Origin of the sequence: Shinella granuli (assembly GCF_004341885.1) — a bacterium.
GTDB classification, from domain to species: domain Bacteria; phylum Pseudomonadota; class Alphaproteobacteria; order Rhizobiales; family Rhizobiaceae; genus Shinella; species Shinella granuli.
Genome location: NZ_SLVX01000012.1, coordinates 75,165 through 94,625, shown reverse-complemented (window position 1 = coordinate 94,625; position 19,461 = coordinate 75,165). Strand labels below are relative to the sequence as shown.

Sequence of the window (19,461 nt, the reverse complement as noted above, 5' to 3'; positions counted from 1 at the left end):
TTGATGACGCCGACCGTCCCGGCCCGCCGATTTCCGGCCGCATAACCTTAAAATCCGGGCCGCCAGCCGCTATATGCGGTCCGTCGCGCCACAAGGCGCATGGGAAGAGAGACGGAAATGATCTTTATACAAGGCTTTGGACGCATTCTGGCGACGCTTGCGGTCGCGGTGATGGTGATGATGACGGTGGTGGACGTGGCGGAGGCCCGCCGTGCCGGCGGCGGTTTCGGCAGCCGCGGCAGCCGCACCTTCTCGACGCCCTCGACGACGCGCACCGCACCGACGGATGCCCAGCCGATCGACCGCACCATGACGCGCCAGCAGTCGGCCCAGCCCTCCGCCGGCCGCAACGCCACGGCCACCAATCCGCGCCCCGGCCTCTTCGGCGGATTCGGCGGCACGCTGCTCGGCGGCCTGATGCTCGGCGGCCTCGTCGGCATGCTGCTCGGCCAGGGCCTCGGCGGCGGCATCGGCTTCCTCGGCCTGATCCTGCAGATGCTGCTGATCGCCGGCCTCTTCCTGTTCCTGCGCCGCATGTTCGCGCAGAAGAACGCGCCCGCCTATGCCGGCGCCGCCCATGCCCGCAACGCCGCACCGAACAGCGGCCCGGACTTCAAGATCCCGAGCATCGGCGGCGGCAGCCGCCAGGCCGCGCCGCAGCCGAAGGGCGGCGACGAGATCGGCATCAAGCAGGCCGATCTCGAGCAGTTCGAGAGCATGCTGAAGGAGCTGCAGGCGGCCTATGCGGCAGAGGATTTCCGCACGCTGCGCCAGATCACCACGCCGGAGGCGATGTCCTATCTCGCCGAGGAGCTCGGCGACAACGCCACCCAGGGCCTGAAGAACGAGGTGCGCGACATCCATCTCGTGCAGGGCGACATTGCCGAAGCCTGGCGCGAAGGCGCCGACGAATACGCCACCGTCGCCATGCGCTACGAAAGCATCGACGTGATGCGCGACCGCGCGACCGGCGCGCTCGTTTCCGGCGATCCGGACAACCTGACGGAAGCCGTCGAGATCTGGACCTTCGTGCGCCGCAACGGCAGCGACTGGAAGGTCTCGGCCATCCAGGGCGTCGAGAACGCCTGACGGGACGGGCTGCGCGTCGACGTGCGGCCCCTCATCCGTCTGCCGGCACCTTCTCCCCGCAAGCGGGGCGAAGGGGGAGCGCCCTGTGGGTTTCCCCAAACAAATGACGTCGCGCTGATTTGGAAAGCCATGCCACTTGCCCCTTCTCCCCGCCTGCGGGGAGAAGGTCGCGGCAGCGGGATGAGGGGCTTTAGCACCCCCCCCGCATCACCAACTGAACGCAATCAAGAAAATCAGATCGTGCCGAGCGTCCAGCCGACGATATCGGCCGTGACCGCGGCGAAGGCCGCGTCGAGCGCCTTCACGAAGGCCGGGTTGCCGGTTCCGCCGACCGGAACCGTCGCGCGAAACACCTTCTGCGCCCGCACCGTGCCGTTGCGGTCGTTGAGCAGCTTTGCGGAGATCTCCACCACCGCCGCATCGGCGCCGGCCGTCTGCACCTCGAAGGCACGTATGTCGGTGACGATCTGGTAGTCGATCGCGAGGCCCTGCCCCGGCATGCCGACGCCGCCGAGGCGGCCGGTGTTCTCGAAGGCCTGCACGAGCTTGGCCTGCACCATCTTGCTCAGGCTGTCGCTCCACTGGGCGCCCGCGAGATACTGGATTTCGGAGGCGGACGGGCGGATGACGATCTGCTCGCCGTCGAGCGCCTTCAGCGCCGAGGGCTGCGGCACGAGGATCTGCCGGCTCCTGACCGAAGGACCGTCGGCGGTGGCGACGGAGGTGAGCGCGAACGTATCGTTCCTGGCCTGCGTGCTGCCGCAGGCGGCGAGCATTGTCGCCAGAACGGCAACGAGCGCGGCGCGCGCCGCAGTCCCGTTCCGCAACAAACCCATACCCGAACCCGTCATGTCGTCCTCAAACCCGTGTACCGGCCTGTGTAGCAGCGGTACGGCATGCTGTCACCGCCGCGCGGACGGACAAATCTGCCATGAACCACCAGCGGCTGGCGGTTGTGGGGATAGGGCCACACCTTGCGGCCGGATCAGCGCCGGTTGCGGCCGTCATACTGCTTGACCGTCTCCCCGCCGAAGAGCAGGCGCTGCGGGTTGCGCTCGAAACCGGAGATCGCGCTGTCGAGATTCTGGATCGTGCGGCGCGTGTCGAGCACCAGCGCCTCGACGTCGCGCAGGCCCGAGCCGGAGAATCGCTGCAGCCCGTCGGCGATCGGCCCGATCCGGCCGTTCAGCGTGTCAGCCGCCTGCTTGATCGATTGCAGCGTCGCCTTGGCCTCGGCGAAGAGCGATTCGGAATCCCCCTCGCCGAGGAAGCCGTCGAGCTTGGCGAGCACGCCGTCGACGCGCGTGGAGGCCGCGTTCAGCTTGTTGCTCATCTGCTGCACGTCGGTGATGATCTGGTCGATATCCTCCTCCCGCGCGCCGATGCGGTTGGCGACGCCGGTGACGGAGGCGATGGCCTTGCGGGCATCGGCGGTCGCGACCGAAATGTCGTCGATCGCGCCGCCGACCTTCTGCGTATCGACCGCGGCGACGAGGCTGTCGACCTTGTCGAGCGTCACCGTCGCCTGCTTGCCGAAGGTATCGAAGGTCTCCGCCGTCTTGCGGAAGCCTTCGACGGTCGCCTTGATGTCGCCGGAGGCATCGGCGATATCCCTGCTGACCTTGTCGACATTGCCGACGAAATCCTCGACCTTCTTCGGATCGACCGCCTTGATCAGCGCGTCGACCGAGGCGAGCGTCGAATCGAGCTGGCCGGAAAGATTGCGGAAGGTCTCCGAAAGCCCCCCAACGCTCTGCAGGAATTGATCCACCTTCTCGCCGTTGCGGGCGAGCGCGCCGGAGAACTGCTCGGCATTCTGGATCGTCGTCGTCAGCGGGCCGCGCGCATCGGCGACGAAGCCCTGGATGTCGGTGATCGCGGCATCGGCGCGCTTCAGGATCTTGTCGGCGGTGGACAGGATGTTCGTCACGCTCGACTGTTCCGCCTGCAGCACGGCCGGAACCTCGTTGTCGACGGCCTGGCGCAGGATGTTCGGATCGCCCGCGCTGCCGCCGGAAAGCTCGATATAGGCCGCCCCCGTCAGGCCCTGCACTTCAAGGACCGCGGTCGTGCTCTGCTTGACCGGCGCGCTGGTCGAGACCTCCGTCATGGCGACGGAGAAGCGCGGGTCGTCGGCATCGATGGCAAGGCTGCGCACGGAGCCGACCGGAATGCCGTTGAAGCGCACGGGCGAGCCGATGCTGAGGCCGTTCGCCGAACCGGGAATGCGGATCGCCAGCTGCGCCATCTCGCCGCCACGGCCATATTGCGACATCCAGTAGACGAAGACGAAGGCGGCAGCCATGACGAGGACGGTGAAGAAACCGACGAGGGCGTAATTGGCTTTGGTTTCCATGCTTCGGGCTATCCTGCTCGCAGTTCCATCCGCCAGGGCCTGCCGGCCCCGGACACGTCCTCACGTTTTCCGCACGATCGATCGCGCGCGCTTGCCCCGGAAATAGGACTGCACCCAGGGATCGTCAAAGGCCAGCATGTCCTCGATCGTGCCTTCGACCATGACCTTCTTCTGCCCGAGAACGGCGATGCGATCGCAAACCGAAAACAGGCTGTCGAGGTCGTGAGTCACCATATACACGGTCAATCCGAGGGTGTCGCGCAGTTTGGCGATCAGCTCGTCGAATTCCGCCGCACCGATGGGGTCGAGGCCCGAGGTCGGCTCGTCGAGGAAGACGAGGGCCGGGTCGAGCGCCAGCGCGCGGGCCAGCGCCGCGCGCTTGATCATGCCGCCCGAAAGCTCGGACGGGTATTTGTTCGCCGCCTCCGGGGCAAGGCCCACCAGCTCGATCTTCAGCCGCGCCAGCTCGTCCATCATCGCCTGCGGCAGGTCGAGATATTCGCGCATCGGCACCTGGATGTTCTCCTTGACCGTCAGCGAGGAGAACAGCGCGCCATGCTGGAAGAGCACGCCGAGCTTCATGTCGAGCGCCAGGCGCTCCGCCTCGCTCGCCTTGTCGAAATCCAAGCCGAAGATGCGGATCGTACCCGAGCGGCGGCGCAAGAGGCGCAGCACCGTGCGCATCAGCACCGACTTGCCCGTGCCGGAGGCGCCGACGAAGCCGAGGATCTCGCCGCGGTAGATGTCAAGATTGAGCTTGTCGAGCACGATGTTGCTGCCGAAGCCGACGGTCAGGTCCTTGACCGAAAGCATCACGTCATCCGCCTTTGCCGAAACCTGCTCCATGGATGTCCTCAGAAATCGATCGCGGCGTAGAACATGGCGAAGAGCCCATCGACGAGAATGACGACGAAGATGGACTTCACCACGGCGGCGGTGACGTGGCGGCCGAGCGATTCGGCGCTGCCGCCCACCTTCAGCCCCTCGACCGAGGCAACGATGCCGATGATCAGCGCCATGAACGGCGCCTTGATCATGCCGGACACCACGGTCGACAGGTCGATCGCCTCGCGAAGGCGCGACAGGAAGGTATCGAAGGTGATGCCGGAATAGGACCAGGCGACGAAGGCGGCCCCGCCGAGGGCGGCAAAGTTGGCGATGATGGTGAGCAGCGGCAGCGCGACCGTCAGCGCCACGAGCCGCGGGAAGACGAGCACGCCGATGGGGCTGAGGCCCATGACCTTCAGCGCATCGATCTCCTCGCGCATCTTCATCGAGCCGATCTCGGCCGTGATCGCGCTGCCCGATCGGCCGGCGATCATGATGGCGGTGAGCAGCACGCCGACCTCGCGCAACTGAAGGATGCCGACGAGGTCGACGACGAAGACCTCGGCGCCGAAGTAACGTAGCTGGAAGGCGCCCTGCTGGGCGATGATCGCGCCGATGAGGAAGGACATCAGCAGGATGATCGGCACGGCGCGCACGCCCATATGGTCGATCTGGTGCACGATCGCCGAGGGCGACACGCCGCTGCGGCGGCCAAGCTTCAACTGGGCCCCGCGCACCGCCGAGCCGAGGATGAACATGGCGGCGACCGCATCGTCCCAGATATCCACCACGGTGCGGCCGACGGGCTCGAAGATGCGCTCGAACAGCGTGCCTTTCCCGCCGCCCTCATCGCGCGGCTCGGCAAGCTTTTCCGGCAATGCCGAAATCAGGTCGGCATAGTGCGTACCCTCGCGGTCGGTGAGGCTCACCGCGCCGCCGCCGCCCTGCCGTTCGGTGATGGCCCGGCGCAGCAGCCAGGCCCCGGCGGTATCCATGGCTGTAACGCCGCCGAGGTCGATTTCCAGCACGCCGCCCTGCCCGCGGCCGATATCCGCAAGCCGCTTGCTCGCGGCAACCGCGGTCGTGTTCACCCATTCGCCGGAAAGGCGCCAGACCTCCCCGTCCTTGCCGGGCAGCTTTTCGATCGCGATGTCGAGGGGGGAACGGGCGCCGGTCAAGTCTCTTGCATCTTCCCGTGCTTGGGACAACATGCGCCTGTCTTACCGGCTCGCCGCCCGTCTGTCACCGAACGAACCCGCAAAAGCCCCTTCCCGCCACGATTTTTTCAAGCCTGCCAGGATCAGTCCCATGCGCCGCACAATGCTCGCCACCGCCGAAAGCTTCCCGATTGCCGGCACCTTCACCATTTCCCGCGGCGCCAAGACGACGGCCGAGGTGGTGACCTGCACGATCGGCGGTTCCGGCCTTTCCGGACGCGGCGAATGCGTTCCCTATGCGCGCTACGGCGAATCGGTCGCCGGCGTGCTTGCCGCCATCGAGGACATGCGCGGCGCCGTAGAGGATGGCATGGGCCGCGAGGAACTGGCGCGGATCATGCCCGCGGGCGCGGCGCGCAACGCCATCGACTGCGCGCTGTGGGACCTCGAAGCGAAGCTGTCCGGCGTGCCGACCTGGCAGGTGATCAACGCCGCGCCGCCGCAGGAGCTCGTCACCGCCTACACGCTCTCCCTCGGCGAGCCCGAGGCGATGCAGCGGCAGGCGGCGCAGGAGGCGGGCCGGCCCCTGCTCAAGGTCAAGGTCGGCACGGCGGACGATGCCGCCCGCATCCGCGCGGTGCGCGCCGGCGCGCCGGAAAGCGCCATCATCCTCGATGCCAACGAGGGCTGGACGCCGGAAAACCTCGCCCATCACCTCGCCCTGTGCGCCGAGGCGCGCATCGCCCTCGTCGAGCAGCCGCTTCCGGCCGGAAACGATTCGGCGCTGCGCGACCTTGCCCGCCCCGTCCCGATCTGCGCCGACGAGAGCGTGCACCGCACGCAGGACGTCAAGAGCCTCATCGACCGCTATGACGCGATCAACATCAAGCTCGACAAGGCCGGCGGGCTGACGGAGGCGCTGGCGCTGCGCGAGGCGGCGAAGGAGCACGGGCTGAAGATCATGGTGGGCTGCATGGTCGGCACGTCGCTCGGCATGGCGCCGGCCGTGCTGCTCGCGCAGGGCGCCGATTTCGTCGATCTCGACGGCCCGCTGCTGCTTGCCCGCGACCGCGAGCCGGGCCTCCGCTACGAAGGCTCGACCGTCTATCCGCCGGACGCCGCGCTCTGGGGCTGAGCGCGCGGCGCGACGACGCGCCCGGCAATGACCGAGAGGAGGCCGGCCGCGGCGACGAGCGACATCAGGTAGAAGCCCTGGACGCCGTACCAGCTATAAGCATAGCCCGAAACGAAGGTGGCGAGCGCGGTGAAGACGCCTGTATAGAAGAAATAGAGCCCCTGCGCGGCCGCCTCCTGCTCCTCCGCCACGCGCTCCACGAGCCGGCTCTGCGCGCTCATATGGATGAGCGCATAGGTGAAGGCGTGCAGACATTGCAGCGCGAAATAGCCGGCGAAGGACATGTCCATCGGAAAGAGAACCCAGCGGCCGACCGCCACGGCGCCGCCGACCATCATCATGGACCAGAGATCGAAGCGCCGCCGCAACTGGACGGCGAAGAGGAAGAAGACCACCTCGGCCAGCACGCCGGCGCTCCACAGGATGCCGACGTCCACGCCGCTGAACCCCATCTTCTGCCAGTAGATCGCCGAGAAGGCGAACAGCATGGCGTGGCTCGCATTGACGAGCGAGACGCCGATCAGCATGAGCTGCACATCCGCCTGCCGCAGCGTGCTCTTCGTCGGCATGGTGGCGATCGCAGCGATCGGCGACGGGCGGCGCGGCTTGCCGATCCGCGGCGCGATCACCGCGCCGAGCACGGTCAGAACGAAGGCGGCGGCCATGGCCGGCAGCACCATGTCGCCGCCGTAGAGGCCGGCAAGCCAACCGCCGATCATGGTCGCGACGATGAAGGCGAGCGAGCCCCAGAGACGCATCTTGCCATAGTCGAAATTCCAGCGCCGCACGCCGGACAGCATGATCGCCTCGGTGATCGGCACATAGGGCGAATAGACCGCGCCCTGCAGCGTATAGAGCAGCAGCACCGGCCAGAAGGACCCGGTCGCAAAGAGCGCGAGCGCCGTCAGAAGCGACAGCAGCGCCGACCAGAGCAGCACGATGGAACGCTCGCCGATCCGGTCCGCGATGATGCCGGCCACCGGCGCCGTGAAGACGCGCACGAACATCGGCACGGCGAGGACGATGCCGATCTGGAAATCGCTCATTGACAGCGTTTCCAGCCAGACCGGAAAGAACGGCAGGGCAATGCCGTTGACCATCATCGGCGCGCAGAAGACGAGAGCGATGCGCGCAGCAAAGAACGGCGGCGCGCCGGCGGTCACGGTAAAACCGGAGGGGGCATTCATTGGCGGGGAACCTGCATTGGAACGCCATCCGCTCTATCATGCCGATGTACGTACGCCAATCCGCTATTTCTGCCCGCCGGCGGGAATGCCGGATTTGTGAAAGCCGGCTAAGCGCATAGCTTCGCATCTTGCGCGCCGGCTCCCTGCCTGTGCCCATGTCGTTGCCGCAAAACCGCCATGCACTCTGCGCGGCAGGCTCAGGCGGCCTCCGGCTCCCGGGTCTCGATCGCCAGCATCCGGCGCGAGACCGGAACCACCTCGGCGGGATTGGCCGCGAGCTTCTGCCAGGTGATCAGTTCCATCTCGCCGTCATGGTGCTCGGCGATCGCCGTGCAGCTTTCCACCCAGTCGCCGCTGTTGATGTAGCGGATGCCGTCGATCTCGGTGATGACGGCATGGTGGATGTGGCCGCAGATCACGCCGTCGGCATCATGGCGCCGCGCCTCGTCGACGACGACCTTCTGGAACTCGCCGATGAAGTTCACCGCCGTCTTCACCTGCTGCTTGGCCCAGGAGGAGAAGGACCAGTACGGCAGGCCGAGCCGGCGGCGGATGGCGGCGAAGACGACGTTGATGGCGATGGCCGCGTCATAGGCCCAGTCGCCGAGATAGGCGACGACGCGGGCATGGCGCACGACGACGTCGAACTCGTCGCCATGCAGCACGAGGTAGCGCTTGCCGTCGGCCGCCTCGTGGATGATGCGGTCGGCCACTTCCACGCCGCCGAAATGGGTGCCGGGAAAGTCGCGCAGGAATTCGTCGTGGTTGCCGGGAATGTAGATGATGCGCGTGCCCTTGCGCGCCTTGCGCAGGAGCTTCTGCGTGACGTCGTTGAAGGCCTGCGGCCAATACCAGTTGCGCTTCAGGCGCCAGCCGTCGACGATGTCGCCGACGAGCACGATCGTCTCGGCTTCATGATGCCGCAGGAAGTCGATCAGGAAGTCCGCCTTGGCCGCCTTCGATCCCAGATGCACGTCCGAGATGAACAGCGTGCGGAAGTGGCGGACATTGGGGTCGGCAAGGGTCGCAGTCATGCGTCTTTCTCCGGGTGGCCGGCCGCCGCGGTGGTCGTCGGAAAGGGCGGCTTTCATCCCGTTGAAAACCAGACTCCTGTTTCAGATTGATGACACACCTATGCCTTTTTCGACGGCAAATAGGCATTGCACAGGCCGCTGATTGCGGCTTTATGGAAGACTCGGAAAACCTCACGTCGCGGCGTTTCGCAGAGCGAAGGGCCGCAACGAAAACAGCATATGGCAGGGAGCATCATGAGCACGGGTGACAAATCGCGGACGCAGGACGGTCCGGCAAGCGGCGACATCGACCAGCAGGCCCTCTTCTTCCACCGCCACCCCCGCCCCGGCAAGCTCGAGATCAACCCGACCAAGCCGCTCGGCAACCAGCGCGACCTGGCGCTCGCCTATTCGCCGGGTGTCGCCGCCCCCTGCATCGCCATCCGCGACGATCCACAGACCGCCGCCGACTACACGGCCCGCGCCAACCTCGTCGCCGTCGTCTCCAACGGCACGGCCGTGCTCGGCCTCGGCAATATCGGCCCGCTCGCCTCCAAGCCCGTGATGGAGGGCAAGGCGGTGCTCTTCAAGAAGTTCGCCGGCATCGACGTCTTCGACATCGAGATCGACGCCCCGACCGTCGGCGAGATGGTGAATGTCGTCTCCGCGCTGGAGCCGACCTTCGGCGGCATCAACCTCGAAGACATCAAGGCGCCGGAATGTTTCGAGGTGGAGCGCCAGTTGCGCGAGAAGATGGACATCCCCGTCTTCCACGACGACCAGCACGGCACGGCGATCATCGTCGCCGCCGCGGTCCTCAACGGACTGGAGCTCGCCGGCAAGGCGCTGTCGGACGCCAAGATCGTCGCCTCGGGCGCGGGCGCGGCCGCGCTCGCCTGCCTCAACCAGCTCGTCTCGCTCGGCGCGAAGGTCGAGAACATCTGGGTGCACGACATCGAAGGCGTGGTCTACAAGGGCCGCGAGGCCCTGATGGACCAGTGGAAGAGCGTCTATGCGCAGGAGACGGACAAGCGCCAGCTCTCCGAGACCATCGACGGCGCCGACGTCTTCCTCGGCCTTTCGGCCGCCGGCGTCCTGAAACCGGAGCTGCTCGCCCGCATGGCGGAAAAGCCGCTGATCATGGCGCTTGCCAACCCGACGCCGGAGATCATGCCCGAGGAGGCGCGCGCCGCCCGCCCGGACGCGATGATCTGCACCGGCCGCTCCGACTTCCCCAACCAGGTCAACAACGTCCTCTGCTTCCCCTACATCTTCCGCGGCGCGCTCGATTGCGGCGCGCGCACGATCAACGAGGAGATGAAGATGGCCGCCGTGCGCGCCATCGCCTCCCTCGCCCGCGAGGAAGTGTCCGACGTCGCCGCCCGCGCCTATTCCGGCGAAACGCCGAGCTTCGGGCCGAACTACCTCATCCCCTCGCCCTTCGACCAGCGCCTCATCCTGCGCATCGCGCCGGCCGTCGCGCGCGCGGCGGCGGAAACCAGCGTGGCGACGCGCCCGATCACCGATTTCGACGCCTATCTCGACCAGCTCAACCGCTTCGTCTGGCGCTCTGGCTTCATCATGAAGCCGATCTTCGCCGCCGCGAAGAACGCCGCCAAGAAGCGCGTGATCTTTGCCGAAGGCGAGGACGAGCGCGTGCTGCGCGCCGCCCAGGTGCTGCTGGAGGAGGACATCGCCAAGCCGATCCTCATCGGCCGCCCGCAGATCATCGAAACGCGCCTCAAGCGCTACGGCCTGCGCATCCGCCCGCAGGCGGACTTCGAGGTGGTGAACCCCGAGGACGATCCGCGCTACCGCGACTATGTCGACGACTATTTCCGCATCGTCGGCCGCCGCGGCGTCATTCCGGAAGCCGCGCGCACCATCGTGCGCACCAACCAGACCGTCATCGGCGCGCTCGCCCTCAAGCGTGGCGAGGCCGATGCGCTGATCTGCGGCGTCGAGGGGCGTTATGCCAAGCACCTGCGCGATGTCAGCCAGATCATCGGCAAGAAGGAGGGCGTGCTCGATTTCTCCGCGCTCAGCCTGCTGATCTCGCAGCGCGGCGCCACCTTCTTCACCGACACCTATGTCACCTTCGACCCGACGGCCGAGGAAGTGGCGCAGATGACGGTGATGGCCGCGCAGGAGATCCGCCGCTTCGGCATCACGCCCCGCGCCGCCCTCGTCTCCCATTCGAACTTCGGCTCGCGCGATTCCGACAGCGCCTTCAAGATGCGCCGCGCCATGGAGATGGTGCACGAGATGGACCCGACGCTGGAGGCGGACGGCGAAATGCACGGCGACGCCGCGATTTCCGAGGCCCTGCGCCAGCGCGTCATGCCGAATTCGACGCTGTCCGGCGAAGCCAACCTCCTGGTCTTCCCCAATCTCGATGCCGCCAACATCACGCTCGGCGTCGTCAAGACCATGACGGACAGCCTGCATGTCGGCCCGATCCTGCTCGGCGCCGCCATGCCCGCCCATATCCTCTCGCCATCGGTCACCTCGCGCGGCGTGGTGAACATGGCCGCGCTTGCCGTGGTGGAAGCCTCCAACCCGGCCTGACCGGTCCCTAGAGCAATTCCAGCAAAAGTGCGTAGCGGTTTTGCGTCCGGAATTGCGTAAAAACAAACAGATAGAGCGTTTTCGCGATTCGAAGGAAAGCGGAAATGCTCTAGCCTTACGAAACGGCCGCCGCCTCGGCGGCCGTCTTCATTTGCGGCGCCGGGCGCCTGGCATCCCGCGCCTCCCACCAGTCGCCGAGCGCATCGACCAGCGGCAGCAGCGTCAGGCCGGATGGCGTGAGGTCGTATTCGACCCGCAGCGGATAGCCGTCGAACACCGTCCGCCGCACGATGCCGGCCTTTTCCAGCTTGCGCAGTTCCAGCGTCAGGATGCGGTGCGAGACGGTCGGGTTGTCGCGCCTGAGGTCGCTGAAGCGCTTCGTGCCGTCCTTCAGGTAGTAGATCAGCAGGGTCGGCCAGCGGCCGCTCAGCACCTGCATGACCTCCTCGATCGGGCAGCGGGAAACGAGATCCTTCATGGCGGGCTCCGGCGTGGTGACAAAAATGTGCGTAATTTACATGGGGGCCGGCAAGGCTTAGGTCCAGTGTCGCTGCGCAGCGTGGTCAACAGAAATCACGGAGAAGAACATTGGAACCGATCCTCATCTACGGCTTCCCCGCCGGAAGCTCCATGGGCCTCGTCGCCGCGCTGGAATGGCTGGGAAAGCCCTACCGCCTCTGCCGCGTCGACATGCTGGGCGAAATGCGCGACCCTTCCTATGCCCGCATCAACGCCCGGCACGAAACGCCCGCCCTCGTCACCGATGACGGCCGGGTGATCACCGAGACCATGGCCATCGCCCACTGGATCGCCGCGCGCGACACGGAACGGCGCGTCAGCTTCGATCCCGCAACGCCGGAGGCCGACCGCATGGTCCAGCTCATGGCCTATCTCAACACCGGCTTCACCGGCGCCTTCAGCCCCCTCTGGGCGGCGCTCGAACTGGAGACGCCGGACCCGGTGCTGGAGGATTCGCTCCGCCGCTGGGGCCGCAAGGGCGTCATCGAGCGGCACGACAAGCTGGAGGCGATGCTCGGCGACACGCCTTACCTTGCCGGCGACCGCCCGACGCTGGCGGACGGCGTGCTCATCGGCGTCGCCCGCTGGCTCGATTACCACGCGGTCGCCCCGGCGAGCCGCTGGCCCCGCATCGCGGCCATCCGCGGCCGGCTGGAGGCCGACCCCGCCGTCGTGTTCGCCACCGCGGTGGAAAGCGGCGAGACGCCGGCCGGCTCCGGCGCCTTCAAGGGCCACGTGCCGCTTGCCGATGTCATCGCGCGCTACGGCAAGGCTTGAAGACGAAAGGCCGGGCGGCAAGCCCGGCCTCCCTATTGTCCCGCCGAAAGCGCCAGCCGGCGCGTCATGCCGATCGCCGCAAGAAACGCCTCGTCGTGGCTGACGACGAGGAGCGCGCCGTCATAGGCCCGCAGCCCCGCCTCCACCGCCTCGATCGAATCGATGTCCAGATGGTTCGTCGGCTCGTCGAGGATCAGCAGCGCCGGCGGCGTGGCTCCGCCGAGCACGCAGGCAAGGCCGGCGCGCAGGAGCTGCCCGCCCGAAAGGCTGCCGGTGACCTGCAGGGCGGCATCCGCGCGGAACATGAACCGCGCCAGCGCCGCCCGGCAGGCATTCTCGCCGGCCTCGGGATTGATCCGGCGAAAATTGTCGCGGATCGACAGGGCCGGGTCGAGCAGGCTCACCTTCTGGTCGAGCATGGCGGCGTCCGCAAGGAGGCGCACGCTGCCCTGCCAGGGGGCGAGCGCGCCGGTGACGAGCGCCAGCAAGGTCGTCTTGCCCGAACCGTTCGGCCCCGTCACGGCCACCCGCTCCGGCCCGGTCATTGTGAAGGACAGGTCGCGGATGACCGGTCGCTCTGGCCGGTAGCCGGCGGTGACGCCGTCGATCCGGAGCACCGTCCTGCCGGCGGCCAGATGCGTCGGCGGCACGGCGACGGTCAGCGGCTGGAGGATCTCGATGCGCTCGCGCGCCGCCGCCACCGCCTCGCCCGCCTGCGCCTGCCGGTTTTCCGCCAGCCGCGCATTGGCGCCGCCCGTCAGCTCGCTGCGCTCCTTCATGGCGCCCAGCATGATGCGCGGAATGTCGCCGCGCGCCTTCTTGCGGCGGCCGGCGCTGTCCTTGCGCGCCTTGCGCTCGGCGACGACCTGCATGGTGCGCGCCACCTCGGCGGCATGTTTTTCCGCATCCGCAAGGTCGCGATGGGCGGCGGCAAGCTCCAGCGCCTTGCGTTCGCGATAGGCGCTCCAGTTGCCGCCATAGCGGGTCGCGCCGAGCGTCGTCAGCTCGACGATGGCATCCATGGTCTCCAGCAGCGCGCGGTCGTGGCTGACGACGATCGCCCCCGCCCGCCAGCCGGCGAGCAGGTCGATGACCGCCTGCCGCCCGTCCCGGTCGAGATTGTTCGTCGGCTCGTCGAGCAGCAGGAAGTCGGGCTCGCGGAAGATGAGGGCGGCGAGCGCCGCGCGGGTGCGCTGTCCGCCGGAAAGCGCGGCAAGCGGCGTCTGCGGCTCCGCCTCCAGCCCGACGCGGGCAAGCGCGGCGGCAAGCCGCGCCTCCAGCGTCCAGTCCGCATCGGCAAGGGCGTCGGCATCCGCCTCCCCGCGCGCGGCGCGGGAAAGCAGGTCGAGCGCCTCGACGATGCCGAACAGGCTGGCAACGGTTTCCTGCGGGGTAACCTGCACGCTCTGGCGCAGGAGCCCGAGCGTGCCGTTCACGGTGACGCTGCCGGTCTGCGGCACCAGCGCGCCGGTGACGAGCTTCAGCAGCGTCGTCTTGCCGACGCCGTTGCGGCCGATGAGGCCGGCGCGCTCGGCGCCGAAGGTCAGGTCGAGATCGGAAAGGAGAGTGTGGCCGTCAGGCGTGGACCACCGGATTTTCGAAAGGGTAATGGAATGCGGCATGGATACGGATTTCCCCGAGGACAAAACGAAGTCGGTTTGCGGTCGGGTTGAAATCCATGGTGCACCATCCGGTCGGCATTGCGTTGCCGGAAATCTAGGGACGAACCGGCCGCGTTGCAAGGGCGGCGACCGGTTCATCCTGTCTTGAGGCTCAGGCCGAGGGCTGTTTCAGCCGCTTCGACCACTCATCGGCCTTGCCCCTGCCGGCATCCTTCCAGGGCGAGCCCTTGAGGCCGAGTTTGCCGCGCAGGCCCATGGCCGAGATGATCAGCCGGTTCATGCCGGAGGCGATGAAGGGCAGCGAGGCGATGTGCAGGCCGGTGAACGGCAGGAAGGGATTGCGACGCAGCGAGCCGTAGATCTCGATGCGCGTCGTCGTCTTGTAGCTCGGGCTGCGGGCATGGAAGCCGTGCGTGTCGGCGACGATCAAGGTGTTCGCCTTCACCGTCATCTTGACCGGCTGGCCGTAGCCCAGCGCCGTCAGCTCGTCCGGCATGATGCGCAGCGAACCGCGCGCGGAATACTTGTTCTCGATCGCATCGGCATTCTCGCTGATGCGGCGCTCCCAGGCGAGGCGCTGCGGCGTCATCTCGTGCGAGCCCGGCACATAGGCGAACGGACCGTCCTCTTCGCCGACATCGCGCAGGAAGAGCCACGCCTTGGCCGTCGGCTGGAACGTGTCGCTGTGCAGCGCGGTCTGCGGATCGGTCGAGCCCTGCGTGACGACGGACGGCAGCGCCATCACCACCTGCACGACGAGCAGCGGCTGGCCGGCATGGGACGAGACGTAGCGCAGGAGGTTTGTGATGCGCGGATCGTTGCGCGCCGCCTTGAAGCCCGGCAGGCTTTCGAGGTCGCTGTCATCGATGATCGCGCGGCGCGTGACGGTATCGCCCTGCAGCATGTCGTAGCGCTCGAAATCCCGCTCGGCGATCTCGCGGGTGACCGCCTCGAAGATCTCCGGCGACAGGAAGTTCTCGATCTTCACGAAGCCGTTCTCGGCATATTGCCGGCGGTATTCCGGGGCGACGAGGTTCTCCAGCTTCCTGCGGCGCCAGGCGGCCATGCGCATGGCGAGCGAGACGCGCTTTTCGTGCAGGCCCTTCCGGTTCAGCCATTTGCTGCCGATGATGGGATTGTCCGCGAAGGACTTTGCGCCGGACGCGAGCTGGAGCGCGTACCAGGGGCTGAGCAAGATGGAGGAAATCCGCATGAGTACCTGCCTGCAAGGGCCGGTTCCGCCCGGGGCGGTGCGCGGCAAGGGCGCAGACCGGCTGTTGAGTTTGCCGAGAGTGCTACACCAAGGCCCAGGGGAGATCAATTGCGGGGCACGGCCAAAAAGATGAATACGCAACTCATATTTTGTGCCCGGCGTTAATCACAAATCCGGGAGCACGTTGCGCTTCCCCCGCCACGGCCTATGATATGGGCTGAACATGCGGCCGGATCGCGGCCCATCCACATTCACGGGATCGATGATTTGAAAGGGCCTGTCCGCCTCCTCCTTGCCATTGCGACCGGGCTGACGCTCACGTTTTCGGGCGGCACGGCGGCGGCGGGCGTGTGCGAGCGGCTGCAGGCGGAGCTTGCCAACCTGCCCAAGGTGGTTGTCGATACCGCAAGCGCCCGCAAATATGCCGGCGCCATCGCCCGCCAGAACATCCAGCTTCGCAAGGCCCGGAGCGACCAGCGCCGCCTCGGCTGCTCGAGCGGCAGCATCCTCGTCATCGGCGGCGCGAATGCCGAGGCCTGCGACACGCTCGCCACGGTCATAGGCAAGATGGAGCGCAACCTCGACATCCTCGACAGGAAGCGGCGCGAATTTGCCGGCGGCACGTCCTCGCAGGGCAAGCGCAACCGCCTCACCGCCCTGCTCAAGAACAACGGCTGCGGCGACGAGGCGAGGGTCATGCCGGTCGCGGCGACCGAGACGCTGCGCGCGCTCGACGAAAAGCGCACCCTGCCGCTCGGCACCACGCCGGAAGGCAGCGAGCGGCTGCAATTGCGCTCACTCGGCGGCAGCAACGGCCATGGCAACCTGCGCACCGTCTGCGTGCGCACCTGCGACGGCGGCTTCTTCCCCATCTCGTCGGGCGCGACGCCGCTCGACTTCCGGCGCGACCAGAAGGTCTGCGCGATGATGTGCCCGCAGACCGAGACGGAACTGTTCTACCAGTCGATGACCAGCGGCCAGGAAACCGAGCAGATGACCTCCACCGTCACCGGCCGGCCCTATTACGAGATGCCGAACGCCTTCTCCTACCGCACGCGCGACCTCTCCAAGCCCGGCACCTGCGGCTGCAATCTTACGGCCTATTACCAGGAGATGATCAAGCGCGAGAAGGCACTGAAGGGCGAGGGCGAAACGGCGCGCGCCGGCGCGGGAGACGACGCGGAGACCGGCTCGATCACCACCATCCGCACCCTGCCGAAGAAGGAAGAGACCCCGGTCAAGCTGCCGGCGAAGGTCGAGGAACGGGACTACGACCCGGCCAGCAGCAAGGTGCGCACGGTCGGCCCGGTCTTCCTGCCGGCCAACGAATCCGCCATCGACCTCGGCCGCCCGGTGGATGCCGGCGTCAACTGACGCCCTCCCCCGACCAGCGCTCCTCGAACACCAGCTCTTCCAGCGGCAGGCGCTGCCGCCATCCCTTCACCGCCAGTTCCGGCTCGCCATAGAGCCGGTCGACGAAGCCGACGCAGAGCCAGGCGACGATCTCGACATGCCCGGGGATGCCGAGGATCGAACGGATGTCGCTGTCGTGGAAGATGCTGACCCAGCCGACGCCCACGCCTTCCGCCCGCGCCGCCAGCCACAGGTTCTGCACGGCGCAGACCGTGGAATAGACGTCCATGCGCGGATTGTGCGTGCGCCCGAGCACCACGCCGCCGCCGCGGGTCGGATCGCAGGTGACGCAGATCGACAGCGGCGCCTTCAGGATGCCCTCGAGCTTCAGCGCGCGATACTGCGCCTGCCGCTCGCCTTCGAACATCGCCACCGCCTCGGCATTGGCCTTCAGGAAGGCCGCATGCACCGCCCGCCGTGTCTCTACGCCGCGCACCAGCAGGAAGTTCCACGGCTGCATGAAGCCGACGGACGGGGCGTTGTGGGCGGCCTGTAGCAGGCGGCCGACGAGATCGTCCGGCAGCGGATCGGGCAGGAACTGGTCGCGCACGTCGCGGCGCGTTTCGATGGCACGGTAGACGGCCTGCCTTTCCTCACGGGAAAAGGCGCCCGCCCGGACCAGAGGGTCCAAGGGTTCGCTTCGCATCGTCATCTCCCCAACAATGCGTCACAACCTGCCGCCGTCCGCGCGGTTCGGTCTATCGTGCCAGGCCGGTCTTCTGACTTCGGGTCACGCGGCCTGCACCTGCCTTCCCGGTTGAAAAACCAGTGGCAAAAGCCTGAATCGATTCAGGCTTTCATGGCGCAGACCATCCCCGTCACAGCGTTGGGCACGTTCCGGACCTGGGCCTTCCGCCCGCACCGGATTCCCGATTCTCCCGCCGAAGCGGGCACCTGACGCGAAGGATATGCGCACGACGCGCGGGCGCGATCAAGCCCGCCCGCGCCACACGTCGCCGCATTTGCGCCTCAGAGCGGTGCCTCCCGGATGGGGCGAACCATCATAGGCACCCAAAGACCGGCCTTGCCGGAAAGCCTATGGAAACAGGGCGCTGGGGAATTTCGGCACAGGCGGGTGCGAGCGGCCTCAAGCGGCGCGCGCCGCGCCGGCCTCGGCAACCGCCTCGCTGCCCATGTCGCCGGCATGGACGGCGCGGTTGCGACCGCCATTCTTGGCCGCATAGAGCGCCGCATCCGCCATCACCATCACGTCATGCAGGCTGCCGCCGTGGTCGGGGAACTGGGCGATGCCCGCGCTGCCGCCGATGGCCAGCAACTGCCCGTCATGGGCGATCGGCACTTGCGCATCGCGCACGAGGCCCTCGGCGAGTTCGAGGAGCGCCTCCCGGCTGAAGGCGCCGGTGAGCAGCACGGAAAACTCGTCGCCGCCGAGACGCGCGACCGAGCCGAGCGTGCCGATGCGCTCGGAAAAGCGCCGGGCGACGGCCTGCAGCACCGCATCGCCTGCCGCATGGCCGTGCCGGTCGTTGACGGCCTTGAACCGGTCGAGGTCGAGCGCGAGGATCGAGAAGGGCTGGCTCTCGCCCTTGCGGACGGCGCGGCGCACCTCCTCGTCGAAACCGCTGCGGTTCTTCAGCCCCGTCAGCGGATCGTGCCGCGCGAGGAAGGCGTTCTGCGCCTCGCTGCGCTGCAGCGCCTTGACGAGCGCGGAAAAGCGCAGCGTGACGAAGAGCATGACGCCGGCGAAGACCAGCACGAACATCGCGATCTGCGGCAGCGCCGATTTCCACACGAAGGTGCCTGGCATGTTCGGCCGCCAGGAGGCGACCATCGGATTGTAGCTGTCCGCGCCGACCGGCGTCATCACCAGCCCCGGCTCCTGCGTCACGATGGGCGTGAAGCCGAGATCGTGCACGCCGAGCCGCCGCTCGGTATTGGCCAGCATCTTCTGCGAAACGGGCTTGACGGTGATCAGCAGCGTCGGCTGCATCCGGCTGGCGGGAACGTAGAGCGACTTCGGAATGACGGCCTGCACGACGACGATGCTCATGACCCGGTCGATGAGGCGCATGCCCGAGACATGGATTTCCGGCAGCGCCGGCGTCAGGAGATCGGGATCCTCCTTGGCGCCCTTGACCTGCCAGCCGCCGCGATCGGGCGACAGCGCCTCGCGGTAGGCGCGCTCGGCCTTGAGGGTAAGGTCGCTCACCCAATGCAGCTTTTCGCGCGCCTTGCGTTCGGAGACCTTCTCGCCGCGATGGACGCCGAGCACCTTCTCGCCGCCCGGCGTGGTGAAGATCATCCAGGAGAAACCGAAATCGGCCCACATCCAGTCGCGGATATGGTCCCTTACGAAGGCATCGCCCGGCATGCCGTCCTTCAGTTCGGCGAAGGTCTTGTCCCAGAAGGACAACTGGCTCTGATACTGCACCACCTGGTCGATCTGGTGGCTGAACTCGTTGCGCACCAGCGTGCGCTCGGTCTCGGCGACAAAACTGTCGGCCCGCTCGATCGCATAGTCGAGGACGAGATAATTCGCGACGCCGAACAGGAGGACGATCATCACCGCCGCCGTCCGGATCGCCAAACCAACCCCGCGTCGCCGCCTCGCGCGGCCCCCTTG

General features: G+C 67.2%; 17 protein-coding genes and 1 riboswitch. Of the genes, 6 read left to right on the top strand and 11 right to left on the bottom strand.

All coding sequences use genetic code 11. The features are described from left to right. Positions 1-117: 117 nt before the first annotated feature. Positions 118-1,089 carry a Tim44 domain-containing protein gene (locus EV665_RS18740; protein WP_162853100.1) on the top strand — a complete coding sequence of 324 codons (972 nt, stop codon included), beginning with the start codon at positions 118-120 and terminating at the stop codon, positions 1,087-1,089. 233 nt (positions 1,090-1,322) lie between these two features. Here the strand turns inward: EV665_RS18740 and EV665_RS18735 are convergent, their stop codons facing one another. From EV665_RS18735 to EV665_RS18720, 4 genes are all read right to left on the bottom strand, one after another. Then, complete coding sequence (locus EV665_RS18735) at positions 1,323-1,925, bottom strand: ABC-type transport auxiliary lipoprotein family protein (protein WP_162853105.1); 603 nt, start codon at positions 1,923-1,925, stop codon at positions 1,323-1,325. A 149-nt stretch (positions 1,926-2,074) separates the two neighbouring features. After that, a complete protein-coding gene (locus EV665_RS18730; protein WP_064330242.1) occupies positions 2,075-3,445 on the bottom strand; it encodes an MlaD family protein in 1,371 nt (456 codons plus the stop codon). A gap of 60 nt (positions 3,446-3,505) precedes the next feature. Further along, entirely contained in the window at positions 3,506-4,291 is a 786-nt protein-coding gene (locus EV665_RS18725) for an ABC transporter ATP-binding protein (RefSeq protein ID WP_064330243.1), read from the bottom strand. A gap of 8 nt (positions 4,292-4,299) precedes the next feature. Next, positions 4,300-5,484 carry an ABC transporter permease gene (locus tag EV665_RS18720; RefSeq protein ID WP_133035245.1) on the bottom strand — a complete coding sequence of 395 codons (1,185 nt, stop codon included), beginning with the start codon at positions 5,482-5,484 and terminating at the stop codon, positions 4,300-4,302. Between the two features lie 97 nt (positions 5,485-5,581). Here EV665_RS18720 and dgcA point away from each other — a divergent pair, with 97 nt between their 5' ends. Further along, entirely contained in the window at positions 5,582-6,565 is a 984-nt protein-coding gene (gene dgcA / locus EV665_RS18715; protein WP_133035244.1) for an N-acetyl-D-Glu racemase DgcA, read from the top strand. Here the strand turns inward: dgcA and EV665_RS18710 are convergent. Further along, positions 6,535-7,668, bottom strand: coding sequence for an MFS transporter (locus EV665_RS18710; RefSeq protein ID WP_245507765.1), 1,134 nt, complete (start codon positions 7,666-7,668; stop codon positions 6,535-6,537). The two genes, dgcA and EV665_RS18710, sit on opposite strands and share 31 nt — an antisense overlap. Here EV665_RS18710 and EV665_RS32865 point away from each other — a divergent pair. Further along, entirely contained in the window at positions 7,589-7,852 is a 264-nt protein-coding gene (locus tag EV665_RS32865; protein WP_245507767.1) for a hypothetical protein, read from the top strand. The genes EV665_RS18710 and EV665_RS32865 overlap by 80 nt on opposite strands. A gap of 97 nt (positions 7,853-7,949) precedes the next feature. On the opposite strand, the gene EV665_RS18705 is transcribed toward EV665_RS32865, so the two are convergent. Next, positions 7,950-8,786, bottom strand: a complete 837-nt coding sequence (locus EV665_RS18705; RefSeq protein ID WP_064330247.1) for a UDP-2,3-diacylglucosamine diphosphatase — start codon at positions 8,784-8,786, stop codon at positions 7,950-7,952. 234 nt (positions 8,787-9,020) lie between these two features. Here EV665_RS18705 and EV665_RS18700 point away from each other — a divergent pair, with 234 nt between their 5' ends. Continuing rightward, positions 9,021-11,333 (top strand): NADP-dependent malic enzyme, encoded by a 2,313-nt coding sequence (locus EV665_RS18700; RefSeq protein ID WP_133035242.1) that lies wholly within the window; start codon positions 9,021-9,023, stop codon positions 11,331-11,333. Between the two features lie 115 nt (positions 11,334-11,448). On the opposite strand, the gene EV665_RS18695 is transcribed toward EV665_RS18700, so the two are convergent. Then, positions 11,449-11,811, bottom strand: coding sequence for a winged helix-turn-helix transcriptional regulator (locus EV665_RS18695; RefSeq protein ID WP_064330248.1), 363 nt, complete (start codon positions 11,809-11,811; stop codon positions 11,449-11,451). Positions 11,812-11,921: 110 nt separating this feature from the next. Here EV665_RS18695 and EV665_RS18690 point away from each other — a divergent pair, with 110 nt between their 5' ends. After that, a complete protein-coding gene (locus EV665_RS18690; protein ID WP_133035241.1) occupies positions 11,922-12,629 on the top strand; it encodes a glutathione S-transferase family protein in 708 nt (235 codons plus the stop codon). 32 nt (positions 12,630-12,661) lie between these two features. Here EV665_RS18690 and EV665_RS18685 read toward each other — a convergent pair whose 3' ends face one another. Together EV665_RS18685 and EV665_RS18680 are read right to left on the bottom strand one after the other, a co-directional pair. Further along, the gene (locus EV665_RS18685) at positions 12,662-14,251 is read right to left on the bottom strand and encodes an ABC-F family ATP-binding cassette domain-containing protein (protein ID WP_133035240.1); all 1,590 of its coding nucleotides are present in this window, start codon (positions 14,249-14,251) and stop codon (positions 12,662-12,664) included. Positions 14,252-14,402: 151 nt separating this feature from the next. Beyond that, positions 14,403-15,464: a phytanoyl-CoA dioxygenase family protein gene (locus EV665_RS18680; protein WP_133035239.1), complete on the bottom strand. Its 1,062-nt coding sequence runs from the start codon at positions 15,462-15,464 to the stop codon at positions 14,403-14,405. A 267-nt stretch (positions 15,465-15,731) separates the two neighbouring features. Between EV665_RS18680 and EV665_RS18675 the strand changes: the two genes are divergently transcribed. Then, entirely contained in the window at positions 15,732-16,838 is a 1,107-nt protein-coding gene (locus tag EV665_RS18675; RefSeq protein ID WP_162853099.1) for a DUF2865 domain-containing protein, read from the top strand. Here EV665_RS18675 and bluB read toward each other — a convergent pair. Both bluB and EV665_RS18665 read right to left on the bottom strand, forming a co-directional pair. After that, entirely contained in the window at positions 16,831-17,523 is a 693-nt protein-coding gene (gene bluB / locus EV665_RS18670; protein ID WP_133035237.1) for a 5,6-dimethylbenzimidazole synthase, read from the bottom strand. The genes EV665_RS18675 and bluB overlap by 8 nt on opposite strands. A gap of 46 nt (positions 17,524-17,569) precedes the next feature. After that, a riboswitch (cobalamin riboswitch) is annotated at positions 17,570-17,790 on the bottom strand. A gap of 174 nt (positions 17,791-17,964) precedes the next feature. Continuing rightward, entirely contained in the window at positions 17,965-19,401 is a 1,437-nt protein-coding gene (locus EV665_RS18665) for a sensor domain-containing diguanylate cyclase (protein WP_245507764.1), read from the bottom strand. Positions 19,402-19,461 lie beyond the last annotated feature (60 nt).